General features: G+C 67.9%; 19 protein-coding genes, 1 tRNA gene and 1 pseudogene. 7 read left to right on the forward strand and 14 right to left on the reverse strand.

Features of this window, described 5'->3' with window-relative positions; all coding sequences use genetic code 11:
* Nucleotides 1-77: 77 nt before the first annotated feature.
* The 7 genes from ACIG5A_RS19045 to ACIG5A_RS19075 form a co-directional block, all read right to left on the reverse strand.
* On the reverse strand, nt 78-533 hold the full coding sequence (locus ACIG5A_RS19045; protein ID WP_397241524.1) for an SRPBCC family protein: 456 nt from the start codon (nt 531-533) through the stop codon (nt 78-80).
* A gap of 15 nt (nt 534-548) precedes the next feature.
* Nucleotides 549-1,172 carry a hypothetical protein gene (locus ACIG5A_RS19050; RefSeq protein WP_397241526.1) on the reverse strand — a complete coding sequence of 208 codons (624 nt, stop codon included), beginning with the start codon at nt 1,170-1,172 and terminating at the stop codon, nt 549-551.
* Nucleotides 1,173-1,380: 208 nt separating this feature from the next.
* Nucleotides 1,381-3,735, reverse strand: a complete 2,355-nt coding sequence (locus tag ACIG5A_RS19055) for a tetratricopeptide repeat protein (RefSeq protein ID WP_397241528.1) — start codon at nt 3,733-3,735, stop codon at nt 1,381-1,383.
* A gap of 47 nt (nt 3,736-3,782) precedes the next feature.
* Nucleotides 3,783-5,042: an MFS transporter gene (locus ACIG5A_RS19060; protein ID WP_397241530.1), complete on the reverse strand. Its 1,260-nt coding sequence runs from the start codon at nt 5,040-5,042 to the stop codon at nt 3,783-3,785.
* 113 nt (nt 5,043-5,155) lie between these two features.
* Nucleotides 5,156-5,455 carry a hypothetical protein gene (locus ACIG5A_RS19065; RefSeq protein ID WP_397241532.1) on the reverse strand — a complete coding sequence of 100 codons (300 nt, stop codon included), beginning with the start codon at nt 5,453-5,455 and terminating at the stop codon, nt 5,156-5,158.
* A gap of 149 nt (nt 5,456-5,604) precedes the next feature.
* A tRNA-Met gene (locus tag ACIG5A_RS19070) sits at nt 5,605-5,678 on the reverse strand.
* Between the two features lie 64 nt (nt 5,679-5,742).
* A complete protein-coding gene (locus tag ACIG5A_RS19075) occupies nt 5,743-7,272 on the reverse strand; it encodes an aldehyde dehydrogenase family protein (protein ID WP_397241534.1) in 1,530 nt (509 codons plus the stop codon).
* 85 nt (nt 7,273-7,357) lie between these two features.
* Here ACIG5A_RS19075 and ACIG5A_RS19080 point away from each other — a divergent pair, with 85 nt between their 5' ends.
* The 3 genes from ACIG5A_RS19080 (at nt 7,358) to ACIG5A_RS19090 (ending at nt 10,551) form a co-directional block, all read left to right on the forward strand.
* Nucleotides 7,358-7,810 carry an Lrp/AsnC family transcriptional regulator gene (locus ACIG5A_RS19080; RefSeq protein ID WP_397241536.1) on the forward strand — a complete coding sequence of 151 codons (453 nt, stop codon included), beginning with the start codon at nt 7,358-7,360 and terminating at the stop codon, nt 7,808-7,810.
* A 103-nt stretch (nt 7,811-7,913) separates the two neighbouring features.
* Nucleotides 7,914-9,224, forward strand: a complete 1,311-nt coding sequence (lat, locus tag ACIG5A_RS19085; protein ID WP_397241872.1) for an L-lysine 6-transaminase — start codon at nt 7,914-7,916, stop codon at nt 9,222-9,224.
* A 136-nt stretch (nt 9,225-9,360) separates the two neighbouring features.
* Nucleotides 9,361-10,551: a hypothetical protein gene (locus ACIG5A_RS19090; protein WP_397241538.1), complete on the forward strand. Its 1,191-nt coding sequence runs from the start codon at nt 9,361-9,363 to the stop codon at nt 10,549-10,551.
* Here ACIG5A_RS19090 and ACIG5A_RS19095 read toward each other — a convergent pair whose 3' ends face one another.
* From ACIG5A_RS19095 to ACIG5A_RS19105, 3 genes and pseudogenes are all read right to left on the reverse strand, one after another.
* Nucleotides 10,552-11,205 carry a Uma2 family endonuclease gene (locus tag ACIG5A_RS19095; protein ID WP_397241540.1) on the reverse strand — a complete coding sequence of 218 codons (654 nt, stop codon included), beginning with the start codon at nt 11,203-11,205 and terminating at the stop codon, nt 10,552-10,554. It lies immediately after the preceding gene.
* Nucleotides 11,206-11,209: 4 nt separating this feature from the next.
* Complete coding sequence (locus ACIG5A_RS19100) at nt 11,210-11,548, reverse strand: hypothetical protein (protein WP_397241542.1); 339 nt, start codon at nt 11,546-11,548, stop codon at nt 11,210-11,212.
* Nucleotides 11,549-11,670: 122 nt separating this feature from the next.
* Nucleotides 11,671-12,060, reverse strand: a pseudogene (locus ACIG5A_RS19105) (DUF1707 domain-containing protein); the annotation flags it as partial.
* 42 nt (nt 12,061-12,102) lie between these two features.
* On the opposite strand from ACIG5A_RS19105, the gene ACIG5A_RS19110 reads away from it, so the two are divergent.
* Together ACIG5A_RS19110 and ACIG5A_RS19115 are read left to right on the forward strand one after the other, a co-directional pair.
* The gene (locus ACIG5A_RS19110) at nt 12,103-14,709 is read left to right on the forward strand and encodes a serine/threonine-protein kinase (RefSeq protein ID WP_397241544.1); all 2,607 of its coding nucleotides are present in this window, start codon (nt 12,103-12,105) and stop codon (nt 14,707-14,709) included.
* Between the two features lie 388 nt (nt 14,710-15,097).
* Nucleotides 15,098-16,660: a protein kinase gene (locus ACIG5A_RS19115; RefSeq protein ID WP_397241546.1), complete on the forward strand. Its 1,563-nt coding sequence runs from the start codon at nt 15,098-15,100 to the stop codon at nt 16,658-16,660.
* Between the two features lie 412 nt (nt 16,661-17,072).
* Here ACIG5A_RS19115 and ACIG5A_RS19120 read toward each other — a convergent pair whose 3' ends face one another.
* Entirely contained in the window at nt 17,073-18,008 is a 936-nt protein-coding gene (locus tag ACIG5A_RS19120) for a patatin family protein (RefSeq protein WP_397241548.1), read from the reverse strand.
* 77 nt (nt 18,009-18,085) lie between these two features.
* On the opposite strand from ACIG5A_RS19120, the gene ACIG5A_RS19125 reads away from it, so the two are divergent.
* On the forward strand, nt 18,086-18,361 hold the full coding sequence (locus ACIG5A_RS19125) for a hypothetical protein (protein ID WP_397241550.1): 276 nt from the start codon (nt 18,086-18,088) through the stop codon (nt 18,359-18,361).
* Here the strand turns inward: ACIG5A_RS19125 and ACIG5A_RS19130 are convergent.
* Together ACIG5A_RS19130 and ACIG5A_RS19135 are read right to left on the reverse strand one after the other, a co-directional pair.
* Nucleotides 18,354-20,156 carry an acetyl/propionyl/methylcrotonyl-CoA carboxylase subunit alpha gene (locus ACIG5A_RS19130; protein ID WP_397241552.1) on the reverse strand — a complete coding sequence of 601 codons (1,803 nt, stop codon included), beginning with the start codon at nt 20,154-20,156 and terminating at the stop codon, nt 18,354-18,356. The two genes, ACIG5A_RS19125 and ACIG5A_RS19130, sit on opposite strands and share 8 nt — an antisense overlap.
* Nucleotides 20,157-20,351: 195 nt before the next feature.
* Complete coding sequence (locus tag ACIG5A_RS19135) at nt 20,352-21,266, reverse strand: sulfurtransferase (protein ID WP_397241554.1); 915 nt, start codon at nt 21,264-21,266, stop codon at nt 20,352-20,354.
* A gap of 166 nt (nt 21,267-21,432) precedes the next feature.
* Here ACIG5A_RS19135 and ACIG5A_RS19140 point away from each other — a divergent pair, with 166 nt between their 5' ends.
* On the forward strand, nt 21,433-22,212 hold the full coding sequence (locus ACIG5A_RS19140) for a helix-turn-helix transcriptional regulator (protein WP_397241556.1): 780 nt from the start codon (nt 21,433-21,435) through the stop codon (nt 22,210-22,212).
* Here ACIG5A_RS19140 and ACIG5A_RS19145 read toward each other — a convergent pair.
* The gene (locus tag ACIG5A_RS19145; RefSeq protein WP_397241558.1) at nt 22,138-22,770 is read right to left on the reverse strand and encodes a nucleoside triphosphate pyrophosphatase; all 633 of its coding nucleotides are present in this window, start codon (nt 22,768-22,770) and stop codon (nt 22,138-22,140) included. The genes ACIG5A_RS19140 and ACIG5A_RS19145 overlap by 75 nt on opposite strands.
* Nucleotide 22,771: the final 1 nt, after the last annotated feature.

Raw genomic sequence — 22,771 nt, forward strand, 5'->3', positions numbered from 1 at the left:
CCGGTCCGGGTTGACGCCCCCGGACCGCACAGAAAACGGCCCGGAGCCTTGTGCTCCGGGCCGTTTCGCGTTGTCGCTCAGGAGCGTTCGGCGAGTTCACCGAGCCTGTCGATCGATGCGAGGAGCTTGTCGGCGGTGGTCGCCTTGGCGCGCGGCAAGCGTTTCTCGTCGGTCAGCTGTGTCCAGTCATAGGTGTGGGTCACCCGCGTGCGCGCTTCGCCCAGTGGTTCGAGTTGCCAGCGCCACAGGTGGCCGGGCGGTTCTTGACCCGGTTCTGCCGGGAGCCAGGCGATGCGGCGCCCTTCCTCGAACTCCACCACATGGTTCTCCCGGACAGTGTCTATGGTGAGGGTCATGGCGAAGACATCGCCGATGGCGTGCACGCGCTGTCCGGCCGCGGCCTGCGCCAGGTTGTCGTTGCCGTCCCAGTGCGGCTGCTGTGCCGGGTCGGCGATCAGTTCGAAGATCTGTCCCGCCCCGGCCGCGATCTCGCGGCTCGCGGTCACGATGCGAGGAGATTCGGTGTCGGTCATGAACTCATCGAAGCATCAGAACAGCGATTGCGCGTCGGCGGCGATGAGAAATCCGTGCCCACCCGAATCGCAGCGGACGCCGGAGGTCAGTGAGGTGCACGCGGTGCCGCGGACGATGATGGTCTGGCCGTATTCCAGGACCTTGCCGCCGCCCTGGGTGCTGCCGTGGGGCGGCTGTCCGACGAACAGGCCCTGGGTCAGGCAGCGGAACTTCGCTCTGCCGCCGTTGATCTCCGCGGCGACCGTCCGATTCGGCTGGGTACCACAGCCTTTCAGCTCATCGGGAACCACCGTGGCCTTGATCACCTGGCAGCCCGTGCCGATGCCGTCGGCATTGATGAACCCGCACAGGATATTTCCGCTCGGCGACTGGAAGTAGAACTTGTCGCCCTGCTGGAAATCACGTGCGTCGACGTTCGCGTCGTCGCGCGACGGCAGTGTCGTGCTGGTGGCCTGCGGCGCTTTCGCCTTGGTGGTGCCTGGCGAGCCGCCCTGGTTGTCCTGCGTCGAACCGTCGGCTGTCGCCGGGCTCGAAACATTCGTGCCGGACGGGGCCGCGGTCTTCCCGTTCTCGGTCGCACATCCCGCGAGCCCGCCCACCGCGGCAACCGCCGCGATCGCCAGAATCAGTGCCTTCATTCGACCTCCCAAACCGATACCGCTAACAAACCAATCGGTTCATCGATGCGAGCGACCAGCTCATTACTGCGGCAATGCAACGACTTTCGCGGTGCTGGCAGCTCGTGCCCTATCCACGACCCACGCACAAGGCCCGGACCGCCAGCCGGGCATTGCTCTTCCAACGCCGCAGGATCTCGGCGGACTCCGGATAGGGGACGGTGCAGTGCTACGACTGCCCGCGGCGGCGTTCCAGGAGGGCGCGGAGATTGGCGGCCGCGTCGGCGTTGCCGCCATCGGCTGCCTGCCGATACCACTGTTCGGCCTGGGGGAGATCGCCGCGCCCTTCGAGTAGGCGCGCAAGATTGTTCATACCCTCGAGGTGCTGGCTCTCCGCGGCCTTGCGGTACCACCCCTCGGCGTCCGCGAGGTGCCCGCGTCGCTCCAGGAAGGTGCCATAGTTGTTCATGGCGTCGGCGTCTCCGGTCTCGGCGCCCGCACGGTACCACCGGGTGGCACCGGCGATCTCGCCGCGTTGGTACAGCAGCCAGCCGAGGTTCGCCATGGCGAGCAGACTCCCACCCTCCGCGGCTTTCCGATACCACTGTTCGGCCTCGGCGAGCGCGCCACGGCGCTCCATCAGTGTGCCGAAGTTGTTCATGCCGTGGAGGTTTCCGCCCTCGATGGCGCGCCGGTACCAGCGCTCCGCCTCGGCGATCGAACCATGCCGCTCCAGCAGCCAGCCGACATCCACCATGGCCGCGCTGCTGCCCTGCGCGGCGGCCATCCGGTACCAGTGTTCCGCAGCGGCCATATTGCCTCGGCGCTCCATCATGGCGCCGAGCCGATTCATCGCGGTGGTGTTGCCGAGGTCGGCCCCTCGTCTGAGCCACTGCTGTGCCTCGATGCTCTCGCCGCGAACGTCGAGCAGGTCGGCAAGGTACACCATTGCAATGGCGTTCTCGCTGCCCGCGGCCTTGCGGTAGAGATTCTCCGCTTCGAAAACCTCGCCGCGCTCCGCCAACAGATTTCCGAGATCGACCATGGCCGCGGCGTTTTCGTTATCGGCTCCGCGTCGATACCACTGCTCGGCTTCGGTCAGTTCGCCTCGTCGGTGCAGTATCGAGCCGAGATGCGCCATCGCGGAAGCGTTTCCGGCTTCGGCCCCGCGTCGATACCACTGTTCCGCTTCGGTCAGTTCGCCTCGGTGGCGCAGTATCGAGGCGAGACTCTCCATCGCAGATGCGTTCGCGCCTTCGGCGGCCGCGCGATACCAGCGTTCGGCCCCGTCGATTTCGCCGCGGTTGTACCGTATCCAGCCGAGATGCTCCATCGCCGTGGTGTTTCCGCTGTCGGCGGCCGAGTGGTAGAAATCCTCGGCCTCTTCGGTTTCCCCACGGCCCTGCATTATGCGCGCAAGAGCCATCATGGCTGGTTCGTATCCACCTGCCGCGGCTTGCCGAAACCAGCCCTCGGCTTCCTCGACTTCGCCGCGCGCCTCGGTGATGGCGCCGAGTTCGTATGCCGCCGCGGCGTGGTCGTTGCTCGCCGCCTGTCGATACAGGCGCTCGGCCTTCGCGTCCTGTCCGCGTTGCGCCAGCCTGATCCCGAGCCGGTACATGCCGACCGGATCGCCGTTGTTCGCCGCGCGCAGATACCAGGTTTCGGCGTCGGCGACCTCGCCCCGGTCCTCCAGCAGTATCCCCAGATCACCCATCGCCGCGGCATGTCCGAGTTCGGCGGCCGCGCGGTACCATCGCTGCGCCTCGTCGTCCCGCCCGGCCTGCGCATAGTCCTCGGCCCTGCGGTACATGGCGTCGGCGCTGTACCCGCCGGTGTCGGCGGCGGCTCGGGCGAGTGCGAGCGCCAGCGCGGTATTGCGGCCGCTGGCCTGGGGCACCGGCAGACCGGCACGCTGCATCGTGGCTTTGAGCTCCCGATAGGCGACCTCGACCGTCAGGTACTCCATCCCCGCGGGTGGGCCCGTCCGCAGCACTTCGACCAGTGCGCCGGTGAAAGCCGTGCAGCCGAGCGCACCCCTCGCCGCGGCGAATTTGGTCTTCGTGTCGGTGGCCGTGAGCACGTAGCTGCCGTCGATTCCGGCGAGCTCCTCGAGAGCCCGGTTCTGCTCGGCCGCCGCCAAAGTTCCTGCGGCGAAGGCCTTTCCGCTGTGGCAGCAGTCCAGGATGACCAGCTTGATTCTGGCGCGGGAGTCGAGGATCTCCTGCCGGATCAGCCGATAGGGCACCGTCGTCCACGCCGGATGGGCACTCCGCGAACCACCGTGGGTGAGCCCGAGGTCGTTGTCCCGCAACGCGACACCGTGTCCCGAGAAGTAGAACAGCAGCAGGTCTTCGGCCTCGGCAGCGGCCGGGTGCAGCGCACCGAGGAACGCGGCACTGTCCGCCGGATCCGCGACAACGCGAATGTTCGTATCCGGCAGCTCCGTCTGCTCACGCAGCACCTCGGCGAGTTCGATCAGATTCCGCGCGACGGTCGGTAGTCGCTCGAAGCCCGAATCCGCCTGGTAGTGCGACGTTCCGATCAGCACCGCCCGAGACGTCGAGCGATCCGGCAGCCTCATCGTCGCCCCCATCGTCCGATTGGCTGCATGGTAAGCCGAAAGACGTTTCAGCAGCCCGGTTTCGCGCCGGTGTCGGATGCCGGCGTGAGTTGTGCCGACCGGTTTGCCGACGCCCAGGCGAGAGACAGGCCGATCACCATGATCGTGCCGATCGTTCCGGAAAACGCGATCACCGTTGCGGACTGGACGTACTGCGCTGCCAGGCCGAAGATCAGGATGGCGAAGCCCTGGGTGACTCGCATCATTGTCGTGAGCAGGCCGACCGCTTGGCCGCGCATGCTGTCCGGGATGGCCTGGGTGAAATCGGCGGCGAGTGGAATCCAGTAGTACAGGGCGATTCCCGAGATCACGATCAGCGCACATGCCATCGCTGCCGCGGGCACCGTGAAGAACAGTGCCAGCGGGGCGCAGCTGATGACGGACAGGACCGCGAGGTGCCGGGTCCGCTGGTCGGGGATGAGCATGGGGAGCAGCCACAGTCCGATGACGATGCCCGCGGGGCCCGCGCCCATCAGCAATCCGGCGACGGCGGGCCCGTGGTCGATCTGTGCCGCGTACGGTGCCGCGAGCGTCTCGGTCGCGAGGGTGGTCGCGATGGCAAACGGGAACAGCATGATCAACCGCAGCCGTGGGTCGCCGACGATGTAGCGGGTTGCGGCACGGGCGGATCCGAGCAGGGTCGGCCGGGCATCGGCGTCGGCGGTGGCCGGGCGGGCACGCACACCGAGCAGGATCACGATCCCGGACAGGAGGAAGGTGGCAGAGTTGAACATCAGGACGGGGGACAGCCCGGTGAGCGCGACGACCACGCCACCGAGGCCGTAGCCGATCGTGTACGAGAGGTGGTTGACCAGCTGGGTGATCGCGGACCCGCGCACCAGCTTCTTGCCGGGCAGGACGACGGACATGGTGGACAGGTATGCGCTGTTGAAGGGCGCGTCCACCAGCCGGATCGCGAACAGCAACGCCCACAACGCGATCAGCGGCATCCCCGGAATCGCCATGACCAGCAACAGCAGTGCGCGCCCGAGGTCGGCGGTGATCATGACCGCGCGACGGGGGAGCCGATCCGCGAGACCGGCGAGCAGCGGTCCGCCGATGAGGTCGGGGAGAACGGTCAGGGCGAACGTGACGCCCATCAGCGCCTCGGACCCGGTTTCGGTGAAGACCGCGATGGTCAGCGCGGCGCGGGCGAGGTAATCGCCGATGGTGGACAGCGACCGGCTGAGGAACAGCGCCCGGAACTCGCGCTCGGCGAAAATGGCCGCGTAGGTGACCCGTTCGACTGTCCGGCCCGCCCCCGACACCCGGCCCGCCCTTCTGTCCGATCGCGGCTATCGCGCACCGAACAGCCCAGCACCGACTCCGGTGCGGCGTCAATCCATCTGGTTCGCAGAGTGATTCGCGCTGCCGACAGGTTTCACAGCAGGGACGTGAGCCCGACCACGATCAGTGTGATGACCAGGCAGAACACCAGCAACGGTCGCCAAGGATCCGCGGACGTCCGCTTCACCCGGGCGCGCCGCCGGTTGACGGTGATGCGCGGCAGCAATGGGCCTCTGTCGAACGCGCCGGCCGCGTTGAGCCGGTGCAGGTGCCCCACCGTCGTCAGTTCGGCCGGAGTCATCGACCCCAGCTGAGACGGCGGCTTGTACGGGCACAGCGGAGTGTCGTGCCGCGAATCCAGACACCACACATTCAGGCACGTGTACAGCAGCAACGACAAACCTCCTCGACGGAAGCGCGTGGGGTTGGCGGAGCGAGCGTAGCGGGAACCGGCAGCCGCTGTGCCCGATGCCCGAATTCACACAATTGCGAACATAAGCAGAACGGGCCTCGGAACCAATGGTTCCGAGGCCCGTTCTCTAGTAGCGGGGACAGGATTTGAACCTGCGACCTCTGGGTTATGAGCCCAGCGAGCTACCGAGCTGCTCCACCCCGCGCTGCACGAGAAACATTACACGCGGGTGGCCGTACGACCTAATCGGTATCGGTGGGCAGGTCAGGTCACTCGAAGCGGATGCCCTGGGCCAGTGGCAGTTCGTCGGAGTAGTTGACGGTGTTGGTGGCGCGGCGCATGTAGGCCTTCCACGAGTCCGAGCCGGATTCGCGGCCGCCGCCGGTCTGCTTCTCACCGCCGAAGGCGCCGCCGATCTCGGCGCCGGAGGTGCCGATGTTGACGTTGGCGATGCCGCAGTCGGAGCCGTCGGCGGCGAGGAAGCGTTCGGCCTCGCGCTGGTCGCGGGTGAACACCGCCGACGAAAGTCCTTGCGGCACCGCGTTGTGCAGTGCGACGGCCGCGTCGAAGTCGTGGTAGGCGAGCACGTAGAGGATCGGCGCGAAGGTCTCCTCGCGCACCACCGCCGTCTGCGCGGGCATCCGCACGATCGCCGGGCGCACGTAGTAGGCGTCGTCGCCGAATCCGTCGACACGCTCACCGCCGCAGACTATTTCGCCGCCGTCGGCGACCGCCTGGTCGAGCGCGGCGCGCATCCCGGCATAACCGCGCTCGTTGATCAGCGGGCCGACCAGCACGCCGTCCTCGAGCGGATTACCTACGCGCAGTTGCCGATACGCCTTCTCGACCCGCTCGAGCAGTGGCCCGACCACGTCGGCGTGCACGATCAACCGGCGCAGCGTGGTGCACCGCTGCCCGGCGGTGCCCGCCGCCGAGAACACGATGGCCCGCGCCGCCAGCTCCAGATCGGCTGAGGGCGTGACGATCGCGGCATTGTTGCCGCCGAGCTCCAGCAGGCAGCGGCCGAACCGCGCCGCCACCTTCGGCGCGACGGTCTGCCCCATCCGCACCGAACCGGTCGCGCTCACCAGCGCGACCCGCTCGTCGTCCACCAGCCGCGCGCCGACCTCGGCGGTGCCCTGAATCAGTTGGTGCACTTGGGGATCCGCGCCGACGTCGGCGGCGGCCCTGCGCAACAGCGTGTGGCAGGCCAGTGCGGTGAGCGGTGTGGTCTCCGACGGCTTCCACACCACGGTGTCACCGCAGACGAGTGCGACGGCGGTATTCCACGCCCACACCGCGACCGGGAAGTTGAACGCCGAGATCACCCCGACCACGCCGAGCGGGTGCCAGGTCTCCATCAGCCGGTGGCCGGGCCGCTCCGAGGGCATGGTCCGCCCGTAGAGCTGGCGCGAGAGCCCGATGGCGAACTCGCAGATGTCGATCATCTCCTGCACCTCGCCCGCGGCTTCGGCGCCGATCTTGCCCGCCTCCAAGGTGACCAGCTCGGCCAGCTCGAATTTATGCGTGACCAGCAGCTCGGCCAGCCTGCGCACCACCGCCGCCCGGCCCGGCGCCGGTACCGTGCGCCACGACTCGAATGCCGTTGCGGCCCGGCCGATGGCCGCGTCCACCTCGTCGAGTGAGCTTGCCGACAGCGTCATGAGCTGCCCGCCGGTGATCGGGGTGCGGGCCGCCAAGGCCCCTGGCTCCGGTGCGTCGGCGCCGAGTGCGCGCAGCAGGGTCGCCGCACGTTCCGCCAGTTCCCGGGTGGTCTGATCGCCGAGTACGTCTGTCATCTGTTGCTCCGCTATACCTTTCGACCGCTGTGGAGTTCATAGGTGTTTCTGCCCCGAGGTGGGGTTGCTGGGTTAGCCTTCGCTGATGGCGGATACACCGGCACGACCCGTGCTCGACGACATCGATCGGCTACTGATTCGTGAACTGATGGCCGATGGTCGGGCCACCCTGTCGAACCTGGCCGAAAAGGCGAGTCTGTCGGTGTCCGCGGTGCAGTCGCGGGTGCGCAGGCTGGAAGCGCGCGGCGTGATCCGGGGATACACGGCGCATGTCGACCCCGAGGCGCTCGGTCAGTTGCTGTCGGCATTCGTCGCGATCACTCCTCTCGATCCGTCCCAACCCGACGACGCGCCCGCACTCTTGCAGCACATCCCGGGAATCGAGGCGTGCCACTCGGTGGCGGGCGACGAAAGCTACATGTTGCTCGTCCGAGTCGCTTCGCCGCGGCACCTGGAACAGCTGCTGCAGGAGATCAGGGCGACGGCCAACGTCCGGACACGAAGCACCATCATTCTGCAGACATTCTATGACAAGTAGCTGTTACGCGGACTTATTACGCAAATCTGTAGAGATTCCGTAAATATTTACGTACCCTCGGGGTGTGACCCTCGAACTGGAGCGCACCCGCGCGGGTGGTGACATCACACCGGTCACCACCCCCAACCGGGTACATGAGATCTTGTCCGCGAGCATCCTTGCCGACGGCTTCGACCTAGTGCTTGATCTGCGGCAATCCCGCGGCTGCCGCTTGGTCGACGAACTCGACGGCACCGCCTACTTAGACATGTTCGGCTTCTTCGCGTCCAACGCGCTGGGCATGAACCACCCCGCACTGGCCGACGACGCGGAATTCCGCGCCGAACTGGCCACCGCGGCGCTCAACAAACCGAGCAACTCCGACATCTACACCGTCGAGATGGCCCGGTTCGTCGACACCTTCGCGCGCGTGCTCGGCGATCCCGCCCTGCCGCACCTGTTCTTCATCGACGGCGGCGGCCTCGCCGTGGAGAACGCGCTGAAGGTCGCCTTCGACTGGAAGAGCAGGCACAACGAATCCAACGGCCGCCCAGCCGAACTCGGCACCAAGGTGCTGCACCTGACCGGGGCGTTCCACGGCCGCACGGGGTACACCATGTCGCTGACCAACACCGATCCGGTGAAGGTCGCGCGCTTCCCCAAGTTCGACTGGCCGCGCATCGACACGCCGTACCTGGCCGACGACGTCGACATCGAGGCCGCCGAGGCGCACGCGCTGGACCAGGCGCGCCGCGCGTTCGCCGAAAACCGGCACGACATCGCGTGTTTCATCGCCGAACCGATCCAGGGCGAGGGTGGCGACCGGCACATGCGCCCGGAATTCCTGCGGTATATGCAGGAGCTGTGCCACGCCAACGACGCGCTGTTCGTGCTCGACGAGGTGCAGACCGGCGTCGGGATGACCGGCAGTACCTGGGCTTACCAGCAGCTCGGCCTGCAGCCGGACGTGGTCGCCTTCGGTAAGAAGACCCAGGTGTGCGGTGTGATGGCGGGCGGGCGCGTCGACGAGGTGCCCGACAACGTCTTCAACGTCAGCTCCCGGCTCAACTCGACCTGGGGCGGCAACCTCACCGATATGGTGCGCGTGCGGCGCATTCTCGAGGTGCTGGAACGCGATGAGCTCATCGCGCGGTCCCGCCCGCTCGGCGCGCATCTGCTCGACCGGCTCGGCACGCTGGCCGACAAGTACACCAGCGTCACCGAACCGCGCGGGCGCGGGCTGATGTGCGCGATCACCTTGTCCTCGGCGGATTTACGGGACCGGGTGCTCACCACACTGCGTGAGCGTGAGCAGGTGCTGATCCTCGGCACCGGCGATCGCGGCATTCGTTTCCGTCCGCCGCTCACCGTCACCGGCGCCGAGCTGGATACCGCGGTGGACGCGTTGGATCGGGTGCTCGCCGACCTGGTGTGATTCGATGAGATGACATGTGCTGCGAATCAGGATGATTCGGGCGCGCGGCGCGGATTGCCGCCCTATCAGGTGACCAGCGCCTAGGCTTCGCTGCCATGTCATCTCGTCTTCACCACACCCTGGCACGGTGCAGCGCGTGAACCGACGTGCGGCACCACTGCTCTTATCGATCGCCGTTGTCGCGGCGGCCGGATGCTCCTCCATCAGCGAGGCGGGTTCGGCGGGTACGCAGGCCACCACCAGCGTGGCCGCAACCGCCACGACGATGCCACCGCACATGTCGAACCTGTTGCCCGGCATGCCGCCGCCGCTCTCGCCGACCGACGTGTACGCCGCGAACCGGGAACTGAGCCCGGCGGTGGCCGATCATCGGCCGCTGGTGTACGTGCCCAACAGTGAATCGCACACCGTCTCGGTGATCGATCCGGCCACCTTCCAGGTGATCGATACCTTCCCCGCGGGCGGTACCGAGCCGCAGCATGTGGTGCCGGCCTACGACATGCAAACCCTCTATGTCACCAACGATCTGCCGATCGGCGGTGGCAGCCTGCGGCCGATCGATCCGCGTACGGGACAGCCGGGCGACGCGCTGCCGGTCCGCGATCCCTACAACATGTACTACACGCCGGACGGTCAGTTCGCGCTCGTCGTCGCCGAGGCCGACAAGTCGCTGGACTTCTACGATCCGCGCACCTGGCAGAAGGTGCACGCCATGGCGGTGCCCGACTGTGCGGGCATCGACCACATGGACTTCACCGCCGACGGCCGCTTCGCCGTGGCCAGCTGCGAATTCGCCGGGCGCATGATGGTTTTCGACGTCGCGCAGCGCAAAGAGCTCAAGCTGATCGATCTGCCGGGCGGGCGTTCCGGCATGCCGCAGGACGTCAAGCTGTCACCCGACGGGCGCACCTTCTTCGTCGCCGACATGATGGCCGACGGCGTGTACACCATCGACGCGCTCACCTTCGAGAACACCGGGTTCGTCCCGACCGGCAAGGGGGCGCACGGGTTGTACGTCACCCGCGACTCCAAGCAGATGCTGATCACCAACCGGCACGAGGGCACCATCTCGGTCTGGGATTTCGCCGCCAATCAACTGGTGCGCAAGTGGGAGATCCCCGGCGGCGGCAGCCCCGATATGGGCAACATCTCCGCCGACGGAAATATCTTCTGGGTATCCGGCCGCCACCACGGCGTCGTCTACGCGGTCGACATCGCCAACTGGAATCTGCTGGCGAAGATCCCCGTCGGCCGCGGCCCGCACGGCCTCACGGTCTGGCCCCAGCCGGGCCGCTACTCCACCGGGCACACCGGCGTCATGCGCTGATCAGTAGTCGAGGTCCGACCAGGGGATGCTGATCGGGAACGGGAAATCGATCTCGACACCGTTCTCGTTGTCCTGCGGCGTCCACTCACCGGCCACGATGTAGTTCGCTGTGCGTAGCGGACGAACACCTTGCGGTATCCGGCCGTGGCCGGTCTCGAGGACATATGCGCGGATACTTGCGATGCCACGGGGGTTGCGCGCGAGTGCAACCTCCCAATACCACGGGATGCCAGCGCTGGCATAGCGGAACTTCTTGGCCTCAATGTCGGTTTGCGTGTTGGAGGGCGAGTGTACTTCGCCAACCAGCAGGGTATCGGTGGCGCGAACGTCCTTGTATTCCTCGATGCATCGAAACACCAGGAAGTCTGGCGTGAGGAAATTGGACTTCCCGCTCTTGCCCAAGAAGACGTTCGTCTCGAGCGCGACTTGCCAGCACTGCTCTGGGCACTCGGACATCGACTTTCGCGCGGCTCGGCGCAAAGCATTGAACAGGTTTGCTGTGTAAACCTGGTGCTCGGAAGGCCCACGCCGCACCCAAACGACACGACCATCCCACAGCTCGATCTGTTCCGCGATCTCCTCGGGAAGGCGTTCGAGCTCCTCCCAGGTCATGTACTCCGGGAGATCGGGCCGCTCGATGTGCGGAATCGACATGTGGTCATGGTATCCGCAGGCCGAGGGCGCCCTCCATGAATCGGCGCACCGCGGTCGCGCCGGTCTCGAGCGCGGGCTCGTAGCCGGAGCGGGCCCAGCCGGAGAGGTCGGCTGAGGTGTCACCGGTTGGGGTGACGATGATTTCGGCGACGAGTTCGGCGGTGGTGGGTTCGCAGACGGCCCAGGAGAAGTGGGTTTCGGCGTCCCACTGAGCGGTGCGGATGGCGACGTAGTCCGGATCGGTGATGCCGCCCTCGGCGAGGGCGGGCCGGTCATCGATGCGTTCGTCGGCGCGCAGCGCGCGCAGGTACCAGGCGCCCGCGTTGATCTCGACGGGTTCCATCAGCCTCGGTCCTGATCGTCGGGCTTGCCGTGGCGGCGGTCGAGCCGGTCCTGCCTGCGCTCCAGCCGATCCCGGTGACGATCGATGCGTTGCTGGTGCTTGTCGAGATCTACCCGGCGGCGCTTGTCATGCCCTCGGCGGCGTTCGTCGTGGTTGTGGCGCCCGCCGAACAGCAGCGCGCCAGCCAGCGGGATGGCGAGGAACCACAGCCACTGGTTGGTGACGAAGAACAGGATGATCGCCGCGATGACGATCACCGGCATCGCCCGCTCCGGCAATGCCGCCAGGAACGCATTCGGCTTCTTGACCGGTGGTGGGGCGGGGGCCGCAGGCACGGGCAGGTCCGTGAACACCTGCTCCAGGTCGCCGCGGGTCAGCGCGGTCGCGACCACCGCGCTGCGCTCGTCGAATTCGGCGACACTGAGCCGGCCTGCGGCGAAATGATCCGAGAGCCGCTGTAGCGCCTCCTCGCGTTCCGCGGTGCCGATGCGGATCTCGGGGACCTCACTCATACAACAAAGGCTAGCCTCCGCGCCGCCCTCGGTGCCGGGCAGTTGACCAGCACTGTCCGGCGGGGCGGATTCGCCGCTGTGCGCGGGCATCGGCCGGTGCGGCGCACTATGCTCCAATTACGGCCGGGCGCTACGACTTTCGTCGTGCGCGCGGCCGTTGTCGATGTGGACACGAGAGGATTCGCGGCAATGGGGGAGGACCGGTTCGGTCACTATCGGTTGGAGCGGCCCCTCGGTCACGGCGGGACGGGGCAGGTCTGGCTCGCCTATGACATGTCCACCTACCGGACAATCGCGCTGAAGGTACTGCCCGCCGAATTCGCCGAGGACGAGACCTACCGGCGACGGTTCGAACAGGAGGCGCGGCTCGCGGCGCGACTGCGCAGTCCGCACATCGTGCCGATCCACACCTTCGGTGAGATCGACGGCCGCCTCTACGTCGACATGGCTTTCATCGAGGGCACCGACGTCGCGACGATGCTCGGCACCGACGGCCCGCTGACCCCGGTGGCCGCGGTGGACATCATCGCGCAGACCGCCGCCGCCCTCGACGTCGCACATCGGGAGGGGCTGATCCACCGCGACGTCAAACCGTCCAACATCATCGTCGACGCCAACGGATTCGCCTACCTGATCGACTTCGGTGTCGCGCACCGCACCGGGCAGGCCGCGCTGACCGGCACCGGCCCGTCGATCGGCACCCTCGCCTACACGGCGCCGGAGCGTTTCAGCGGCGAGGCCGATGCGCGCTCGGACATCTACGCGCTCGCCTGCGTTCTCTACGAAACACTCACCGGCCGAAGGCCATACGGCGATACCGACCCGGCCGACCAGATGCGCGCACACCTCACGGTGCCGCCCCCGCTCGCGGCGGACGTCAACAGGGCCGTGCCCGCCGCGCTGGACGATGTGATCGCCCGCGGCATGGACAAGGATCCGGACCGCCGATACGTCACCGCCGACGACTTCTCCCGTGCCGCCTATGCCGCACTGAGCGCGCTCGCGGATGCCGAGGTGACGGCGGTGCTGCCGATCCTGCCCGCGTCGGCACTGCCGCCGTCCCCCGATATCGGCGCGCCCGAAGCGTATTCACAAGTCCACGGTTCCGCGCAGGGCGCTGCGCGGTCCGACGCGGTCGTGTACGCGAATTCCACTGCGATGGAGCAATATTCGGGAACACATCACTCGGATCCGGTGGGGCCGCGCGAAGCGTGGGCCGACGATCGGCCCGGGTCGGTATCGCAGGGGGTGGAGCCGGGGGTCGGTTCGGTGGGCGGGCGGCAGGACTGGCTGGACGGCCCGGAGACTTTTTCGAATCATGGTGGGGAAGAGGGGAATCCACGTTCCGTCAACGCATCGCGAGGTGGCTCGCCCGAGGTGCGTTCGGATGCGGATGGAGCAGAGGCGAATACGCGATGGCGGACGCGTGCGCAGGCCGGGCGGCAGCGCGAGGAACGTGCGCGGCAGGCGTCGAAAGCCAAACGCAAGAAGATGATCCAGCTGTCTCTGGTTGCGCTGGTCGTGCTGCTCGCCGCGGCGGGTGGCGGTGCGGTGTGGTTCTGGCGTCAGAGTACGGCGCCGGGTAGTGCCGCCGCGGGCGAAGCCGCACCCGGTGCGGCCGGTACTCCGGCGCCGCCGCCTGTCCCGGTCACCGCGGTAACGCCGCGGACCGTGACCGCCAAGATCTCCGTTGGCGCCGGCCCGTCGGATATCGCCATCGACCCGCTGGCGCACACCGCGTACGTGGTCAACACGGGTGACAAGCCCGACCAGGGCACCGTTTCGGTGATCGACACCCGCGCCAACAGGGTGACCGCCACCATCGAGATCGGTTCGTACCCGAGCGGTATCGCGCTCGATCCGGCATCGCACACCGCGTATGTCAGCTGGACGCCGCCGTCGGTGCCGGCGCAGCCGGGCACGGACAACGTCGCCAGCGTCAGCGGCCGGGTGTCCGTCATCGATACGCAGAGCAACACCGTCACCGCCACCATCGGTGTCGGGGAGAATCCGCAGGGCATCGCGCTCGATCCCGCGTCGCACACCGCCTATGTCGCCAATCGAGGCAGTATGGTCGGCGACAACTCCGGCAGTTCGGTCTCGGTGATCGACACCAGGACCAACAAGGTGACCGCGACCGTCAAACGTCTCTCCTACGCCACCGATGTCGGGGTGGATCCGCAGACACGCGCCGCCTATGTGGCGAGCTACCCGGGCAGCGCGGTGTCGGTGATCGATACCGGCACCAATGCGGTGACCGCGACGCTGAAACTCGGCAAGTCGACCACCGATGTGGTGGTCGATCCGAAGACGAGCACCGCCTACCTCGTCGGCGACGGATCCCTCTACGTGATCGACACCCGCACCAACGCGATCACCGCCACGGTGAAGGTCGCCCGCCCGCAGCACATCGCCATCGACCCGCAGGCCAACACCGCCCTGATCACCACCAACGCGCAGGGGCGGACCTCGACACCGAACGGCCAAGTGGCGGAACCGGTCCTGGTCGTCGACACCGCAACCAACACGGTCGCCGCGAGCATCGATGCGGGCCCTTACCCCTCCGGCATCGCCGTCGACCCGCAAACGCACGTCGCCTACATCACCAACTACAAGGAGGGCACCGTCACCGTATTGACTCCCGCCTGAGCTGTCGCACTGTCGAGCATTCGATCGCCACGCAATTCTCGACGCGCTCGACGAACTTCCGCCGCGGGCGGACCCGATATGCGGCAGAGCCCTGTCACCTCCTCGGCCTGCTCGGCGCGCGGAACAGGGCGTGCTGACCGGTTCTCGGCGCCGTTCGGGGCCGACGGTGGTTCGGCATACTCGGACCAGGCTCGCGGAACAGTCTCTCGGTGCAGTCGATTGGTTTCGCCGGTGCGCCGGTCGTGTCCAGAACGTTGGGTAGGTCACATGATCGATGCGTTGGTTGGGCGGTAGGCTCCAAGGCAGGCTCGGCGCTTGAAATTTCTACCGTGAGCTGGGCTTTCGGTGTGCTGCGGCGATTTGTCAACGGTGACACGGAGGTTCGGCGATGGGGGATATCGGGTTCGGGCGGTACCGGCTGGAGCGAATGCTCGGCAAGGGCGGGATGGGGCAGGTCTGGCTCGCCTACGACACCGTGGCGGAGCGCCGGGTCGCGCTGAAGTTGCTGCCTGCCGAACTCGCGGCCGATGCCGGATACCGCAAGCGCTTCGAGCGTGAGGCCGAAATCATCGCGGCGCTGCGCAGCCCGCATGTCGCCGCCATTCACTCGCACGGCGAGATCGACGGCCGGTTGTTCATCGATATGGCGTTCATCGAAGGCACCGACCTCGGGGCACGGCTGAGCACCGACGGACTCATACCGCCCGCGGTCGCGGTCGGCATCATCGGACAGGTGGCGGCGGCGCTCGACGCGGCCCATCGTGCCGGCCTCGTGCACCGGGATGTGAAGCCGTCCAATATCGTCGTCCGGCCCGACGGCGCCGCGTTCCTCATCGACTTCGGCGTCGCGCACCGCACCGGCCAAACCGCGATCACGGCAACCGGTTTCGCGATGGGGACCTGGGCGTACATGGCGCCGGAACGCTTCACCGGCAAGACCGACGCGCGCTCGGACGTCTACTCGCTTGCCTGCGTGCTCTACGAGTGCGTGACCGGCCGCCGCCCCTACGGCGATACCGACCCGGCCCAGCAGATGCACGCCCACCTGCTCACCGAGCCGCCGCGCGCGGCCGTCCGCAATCCCGCCGTCCCGCGCGAACTGGACGAGGTCATCGCTCGTGGTATGGCCAAGCATCCCGACGCGCGCTATTCGGCTGCGGGCGAATTCGCCACCGCCGCACGGATCGCGGTGAATCGCGCGGCGTACCCACCGGCCGCGGTGCCGCCGAATCCGACGAAACACCTACCCGATCCCGGCCTACCGCCGACCCGAGTCGCCACCCACCCGCCGTTCGACCCGTCCACCCGCTATCCGGCTCCGCCGCGGCCAACCAAGGTAGCGACTCGGCAGTCACCCCCGCCCTACCCGGCGACGAATCGCCCCGGCATGCGCCCGGCCCGAGTCGAGACGCGCGCGTCCAATCGCCCCAACGGCGCGTTCCCGGCGGGTGTGCCGCCCACTCGGATCGAGACCCGCGCGTCGAATCGGCGTAACGCCACGGTCCAGGCGGGCCTGCCGCCCACTCGGATCGAGACCCGCCACGCACCGGCACACGCGCTCGTGCGCGCCGAAAGACCAGTGGCCCCACCGAATCCGCGGCTGTGGTCGCCGCAGCCGCGCCAGTGGTACCTATGGCGCAGACCCGCACCAGCCCCCGTCCGTGGACGACGCGTATTTCCCACCCCCGAACGGCCGCAGCGGCGACGTCGCAGAAGCATGGCCTCCCGAGTCATCCTGTGGAGCCTGCTCCTACTGCTCTCCCCATTCCTGCTCGCCGCGGGCTGCGCCGCACTGGTGGTCCTCGCCGACCCGGACGGCACCGCCCCCGCCCCGCAACCCCCATCACCGGTAGCGGTGGTCGACTCCCCACCGGAGGAGCAACCGAACCCCTACGCCCCGATCCCGCAGGTGACCGTCCCGTCGCTGTCCCTCCCCTGGGCGAATCGGTAACCGGTGAGACCGCGGGCACTGCCGAGGAACTCGAGGCGCGTCCGGCCGGGGATTCGAGCGTCCGTTCGCCCGATCCCCGGGTGATTGCCGGGCAACCCTTGCGACCGGCCCGTGGAGCTGGGCTGCGGCCGGAAAGGCGGAGATCCGGCGAGCGCAGTCAAATGGCTCCTGATTACGGCGTGTCGCAGGGCCATTCGACTGCGCTCGGCGGACAAGAACCGGGTGGTGTCAGACGGCTCGGTTCGGCTGCTCCACGCGGTGCACACCCATCGTGGTCCGATGCGGCCCTGCCATCGAGCCGGTGCAGTGGTCAGCGGCGCTGGGATACGAGGTCCGGCGAGCGCAGTCATATGGCCCTCGATTACGGCGTGTCGCAGGGCCATTCGACTGCGCTCGGCGGCAGCGCGGGATGTCAGGCGGTGCGGAGGGCGGCGAGGGCGTCGTGGACGGCGCGGCGGCCGATGTGCAGTGCCCTGGCGAGTAGGTCGGTATCCGTTGCGGCGCTGCCGATATCGGGGGAGCCGAGGGGTGGGTGGATCTGCAGGACCGCGTTGCCCTGGTCGGCGAGGAAGCGGTCTTCGATGAATTGCTGGTGGGGTCGCTGCAGCCAGGCGCGGTATGCGCCGGGGGCGCGCATGCGCATGTAGCCACCGCCGACGATGCTGTGCAGCCGGGAGGCGGGTGGGCGGCGCTCGTCGGTGCGGCGGGTGCGCAGCACCAGGGCGTGGGTGGCGCCGGCGCGCACCGCGCTGCGGATCGGCACGGTTTCGGTGAGGCCGCCGTCGAAGTACTGCGCGCCACCGAGCGGGACCGGTGGACCCGCCAGGATCGGCAGACCGGCCGAGGCGCGCAGCGCGGTCATCAGCGTCGGCTTGTCGACGATGTGCTCGTGCAGATCGACGGCGTGGCCGGTGTGGATATCGGTGGCGATGGGGTGAAAGGTGGTCTGGTTGGCCAGGATCGCGGGAAAATCCATCGGCTCCAGGCCGTCGTACACCTGATGCACCAGGTAGTGCAGGTCGAAGGCGGGCCGCCCGCGCAGCAGCCTGGCCGGGTCGATGGCGCGGCGCATGATCGCCGGATCGGTCCATGCCCGCATGCCTGCGATCGCGCGCCCGCACAGCAGCCACGCACCGTTGATCGCGCCCGCGGAGGTGCCGTAGACGGCGTCGAAAATGCCTGACAGACCCAGCTCTTCGAGCGCGGACACCATCCCGCTCGAGTACACGCCCCGACTGCCGCCGCCCTCGACGACGAGCACGAGCCGATTGCCGTCGTCGCGGCTCGCCGACGCCCGGCGCCCGCGGATCACGTCCGCGACGGCGGACCCACTCGACGAACTGGTCACCGGACCACGATACGACAGCCGCGGAAGGCGCGTCGAAGACCAGCGGTCCCGCCGGACGGTATTCGCCGGTTGTTTACTTGTCCTCGACCAGGCAGCACCTCGCGCGGCCGCGATTCGAGTTCCTCGGTACCGACGGCGCCTACGGGCGCACGGAAACCGGCAAGCTCACCGGCGGCCGCGCCGCCGCCGGGTACCGGCACCGCTCGTTGTCCTCCGCGCAAACCCGCGAGGCGAACAGTGGTCTCGCCGCAACGATGCAGTGCCGCACCCGGTGGACGATCCGCCGGACGATACGCCAGCGGCCCGTCGACTCGGTCGAGTCGACGGGCCGCGGCGGTGCGATGCCTACTTGATCTCGGCCAGCACGGTGCCCTGGGTGATCGCGGCGCCCGCCTCGACGGACAGACCGGTGACCACGCCCGCCTTGTGCGCGTTGACCGGGTTCTCCATCTTCATGGCCTCGAGCACCACGATGAGGTCGCCCGCCTCGACGGCCTGGCCCTCTTCCACGGCGACCTTGACGACGGTGCCCTGCATGGGTGCGGTGACCGCGTCACCGGAGGCCGCACCGGCGCCCGCGCCGCCACGCTTGCGCGGCTTGGGCTTCTTGCGCACCACGCCTGCGCCGTTGCCCGCGGCGGACCCGCCGCCACCGACGGTGAAGTTGCCCGGCAGCGAGACCTCGACGCGACGGCCGCCGACCTCGACGACGACCTTCTGCCGCGGCAGTTCCTCGTCCTCATCGGCGGGCGCGCCGCCACCGGTGAACGGCTCGACGGTGTTGACCCACTCGTTCTCGATCCACTTGGTGTAGACGTCGAACTTCGCGCCGTCACCGATGAACGCCGGATCCTCGACGATCGCGCGGTGGAACGGGATGACCGTGGCCAGACCGTCGACCTCGAACTCGGCGAGCGCGCGCCGCGCCCGCTCCAGCGCCTGGGTGCGGTTCTCGCCGGTGACGATCAGCTTGGCAAGCATCGAGTCGAACTGCCCGCCGATGACGCTGCCCTGCACCACACCGGAATCCACGCGCACGCCGGGGCCGGTCGGCTCCTTGTACACCGCGACGGGGCCGGGGGCGGGCAGGAAGCCGCGGCCTGCGTCCTCGCCGTTGATGCGGAACTCGATCGAGTGGCCGCGCGGCTTCGGATCCTCGGTGAACTCCAGCTCCTCGCCGTTGGCGATGCGGAACTGCTGACGCACCAGGTCGATGCCCGCGGTCTCCTCGGTGACCGGGTGCTCGACCTGCAGACGGGTGTTCACCTCGAGGAACGAGACGGTGTCGCCCTGCACCAGGTATTCCACGGTGCCCGCACCGTAGTAGCCGGCCTCCTTGCAGATGGCCTTGGCGGAGGCGTGGATCCGCGCGCGCTGATCGTCGGTGAGGAACGGCGCGGGGGCCTCCTCGACCAGCTTCTGGAAGCGGCGCTGCAGCGAGCAGTCGCGGGTGCCCGCGACGATCACGTTGCCGTGCTTGTCGGCGATGACCTGCGCCTCGACGTGGCGTGCCTTGTCGAGGTACTGCTCGACGAAGCATTCGCCGCGGCCGAACGCCGCGATCGCCTCGCGGGTGGCCGACTCGAACAGCTCCGGAATCTCCTCGATGGAGTGCGCGACCTTCATGCCGCGGCCACCGCCACCGAAGGCGGCCTTGATGGCGACCGGCACGCCGTACTGCTTCGCGAATTCGACGACCTCGTCGGCGTTCTTCACCGGGTCCTTGGTGCCCGCGGCCATCGGCGCCTTGGCGCGCTCGGCGATGTGGCGGGCGGTGACCTTGTCGCCGAGGTCGCGAATCGACTGCGGGGACGGGCCGATCCAGATCAGCCCGGCGTCGAGGACGGCCTGGGCGAAGTCGGCGTTCTCGGAGAGGAATCCGTAGCCGGGGTGGATGGCGTCGGCGCCGGAGCGCGACGCGGCGTCGAGGATCTTGTCGAACACGAGGTAGGACTCGGCCGAGGTCTGACCGCCGAGGGCGAAGGCCTCGTCGGCGAGCTTGACGAAGGGGGCATCGGCGTCCGGTTCCGCATAGACCGCGACGCTGCCGATTCCGGCATCCTTGGCCGCCCGGATCACGCGCACGGCGATCTCGCCTCGGTTAGCTACGAGTACCTTCGTGATCCGCGCGCTGGCATGGCTGGGCACTGAGCCTCCTGGTTGCAATCTTTGGTCGCTTCGCGGGGGATAGGTCGCTGCGCAGGCTCCGCTCCCGTGGTCCACAACTTACGTCTCGGGCGAGTGTAGGCAGTCTGCCAACAGACGCCGAACTCGGCCAGTCCTACTGAACAGTAGGTGGTGGATCACACCGCGCTGTCGAATGTGATGAAAGCCGTTCGCGTATTACCGGCTTCGACTCTTCCGAGAACTTACCGTAGGCGCCTCGCCGGGTTCATCCCCCTTGGCAATCGGCATCCGCACGGAGTTCCCCCACTCGGTCCACGAACCGTCGTAATTGCGCACGGTGTCGAAGCCGAGCAGGTAGGTCAGCACGAACCAGGTGTGGCTGGAGCGCTCGCCGACCCGGCTGTAGACGACCAGGTCGTCTTGCGCGCCGTGCGCGCCGTAGATCACGTCGAGTTCCGCGCGCGGGCGCATGCGCCCGTCGGCGCCGAATGCCGCGGTCCACGGGATGTTCACCGCGGTGGGAATATGCCCGCCGCGCAGCGCCGCGTCCTCCGGATTGATCGGCGGCTGGATCAATTCGCCCGAATACTCTTCCGGCGAGCGCACATCGATCAGCGGGCTGCCGAGATGGGCGAGCACGTCCTCGCGAAAGGCGCGCGCGGTCGAATCGTCGCGGCGCACCGTCGGATATTCGCTGCGCGCCGGATAGGGCAGATCGAAGGTGGTGTCGCGCTCCTCGGAGATCCACGCGTCGCGGCCGCCGTCCAGCAACCGCACGTCCTCGTGGCCGAACAGGGTGAACAGCCACAGTGTGTGCGCCGCCTGCGCGTTGCCGCGATCGCCGTAGACGACCACGGTATCGTCGCGGTCGATTCCCTTGGTGCGCATCAGTTCGGTGAAACGCGATCCGTCGATATAGTCGCGCGTGACCGGATCGTTCAGATCACCCCGCCAATCGATCTTGGTAGCACCCGGAACATGCCCGATGTCGTACAGCAATATGTCTTCGTTGGACTCCACGATCTTGAGTCCCGGCGCGCCTATGTTTGCCGACAGCCACTCTGTGGTTACTAGTCGGTGAGGATGCGCGTAGGCACCGAATGCGGGTTGTGGGTCCGGGGCAACGGGCACGATTGTGGTCCTTCACGCGTGGTAGACGGTGGTTACGGCGGTTCGGGTCTCACAGCGATGGTATGTGTGGGGCGATAGTGAAACTCGTTTCAGATCACGAATCGGCTGAATGGGCGAATAAATCGCACCCACATCCGATAAAGTCTCCCGGGAGGAGGGGTGAGCTATGTCCGATTCTTGGCCGCGGCGGCGACTGCTCGCGATCCTACGTGGCGCCAGCGAGCCCCTCGATGCCCAGGAACTGGCCAGAATCACCGGGCAGCACGTCACCACCGTTCGGTTTCATCTGGATGTACTCACCCGCGAATCCCTGGTGCGGCAATTCCAGCAGCCGCCGCGCGGCCGCGGCCGCCCGCGCATCGGATACAGCGCGGTGCAGCGATCGGTCGGCTATCAGGAGTTGGCGCAGGTTCTCGCTGATCAGCTCGGTCCCGATCCGCGCAGGCGCTCGGAGGCGGCCATTGCCGCGGGCCGGGCCTGGGGTGCGAAACTCGACGCCGTCGACCATCCGGTGGAGTCACTGGAGGACGCCAAAGACGTCGTCATGACGCTCACCTCGGAGCTCGGCTTCGCGCCGGAGCGCGATCCCGCGTCGGAGACCCCCGAGCAGGCCATGGTGCGGCTCACCGCGTGCCCGCTGCGCGAATTGGCCCGTACGCACTCCGAGGTGGTGTGTGGCGTGCATCTCGGCCTGATCAAAGAGGTGCTCGAACGCAACGGCGCGCGTGGCGAAATCAACGTGCGGCTGCACCCGTTCGTCGAGCCGGAACTGTGCGTGGTCCGGCTGGAGCTGCTCGCCGCGCATCGCGAGCCGGAACCCGCGCCGGTCCCGGTGGTCGCCGAGCCTGCCGTCGAGCCGATGATCGCGCCGTCAGGCGGGCGGGTGGCTCCACAGTTGCGCAATGCCGACCCCAACATCGCCAAGCAGTCGGCGCAGCAGTGGTAGGCCGATCCCGATCACGCTCGACGGATCGCCCTCGATGCGATCGACGAACCAGCCGCCGAGGCCGTCGAGCGTGAACGCCCCCGCCACCTGCAGCGGCTCGCCGGTGGCGATGTAGGCGTCCAGCTCGTCCGGATCGGGTTTCGCGAAATGCACTGTGGTGGAACTACAGTCGACCGCCTCGGCGGTGATCTCCCCGTCCGTCAGGCGGAGTACGCAGTGTCCGGTCACCAGATCCGCACTGCGCCCTGCCATTTCGGTCCAGCGGGCGCGTGCCACCTCCGGGGTGTGCGGCTTGCCCTGCAGGGTGCCGTCCACCAGCAGCATCGAATCACAGCCCACCACAACGCAATCGGCGGGCAGCGCGGCAGTGGCGGCGACATCGCGTGCCTTCGCCCGCGCCAATTCGACGACGACGGTCTGTGGCGAGGTGCCCGCGGGCAGCGCGGCGGCCACGGCGTCCTCGTCGACGCCGGAGATGTGCACGACGGGTTCGACGCCCGCCGAGCGGAGTACCTCGCGGCGGGCCGGTGACGCGGAGGCGAGAACCAGGCTTGTCACG

The sequence above is a fragment of the Nocardia sp. NPDC052566 genome (assembly GCF_044547285.1).
Taxonomy (GTDB): Bacteria; Actinomycetota; Actinomycetes; order Mycobacteriales; family Mycobacteriaceae; genus Nocardia.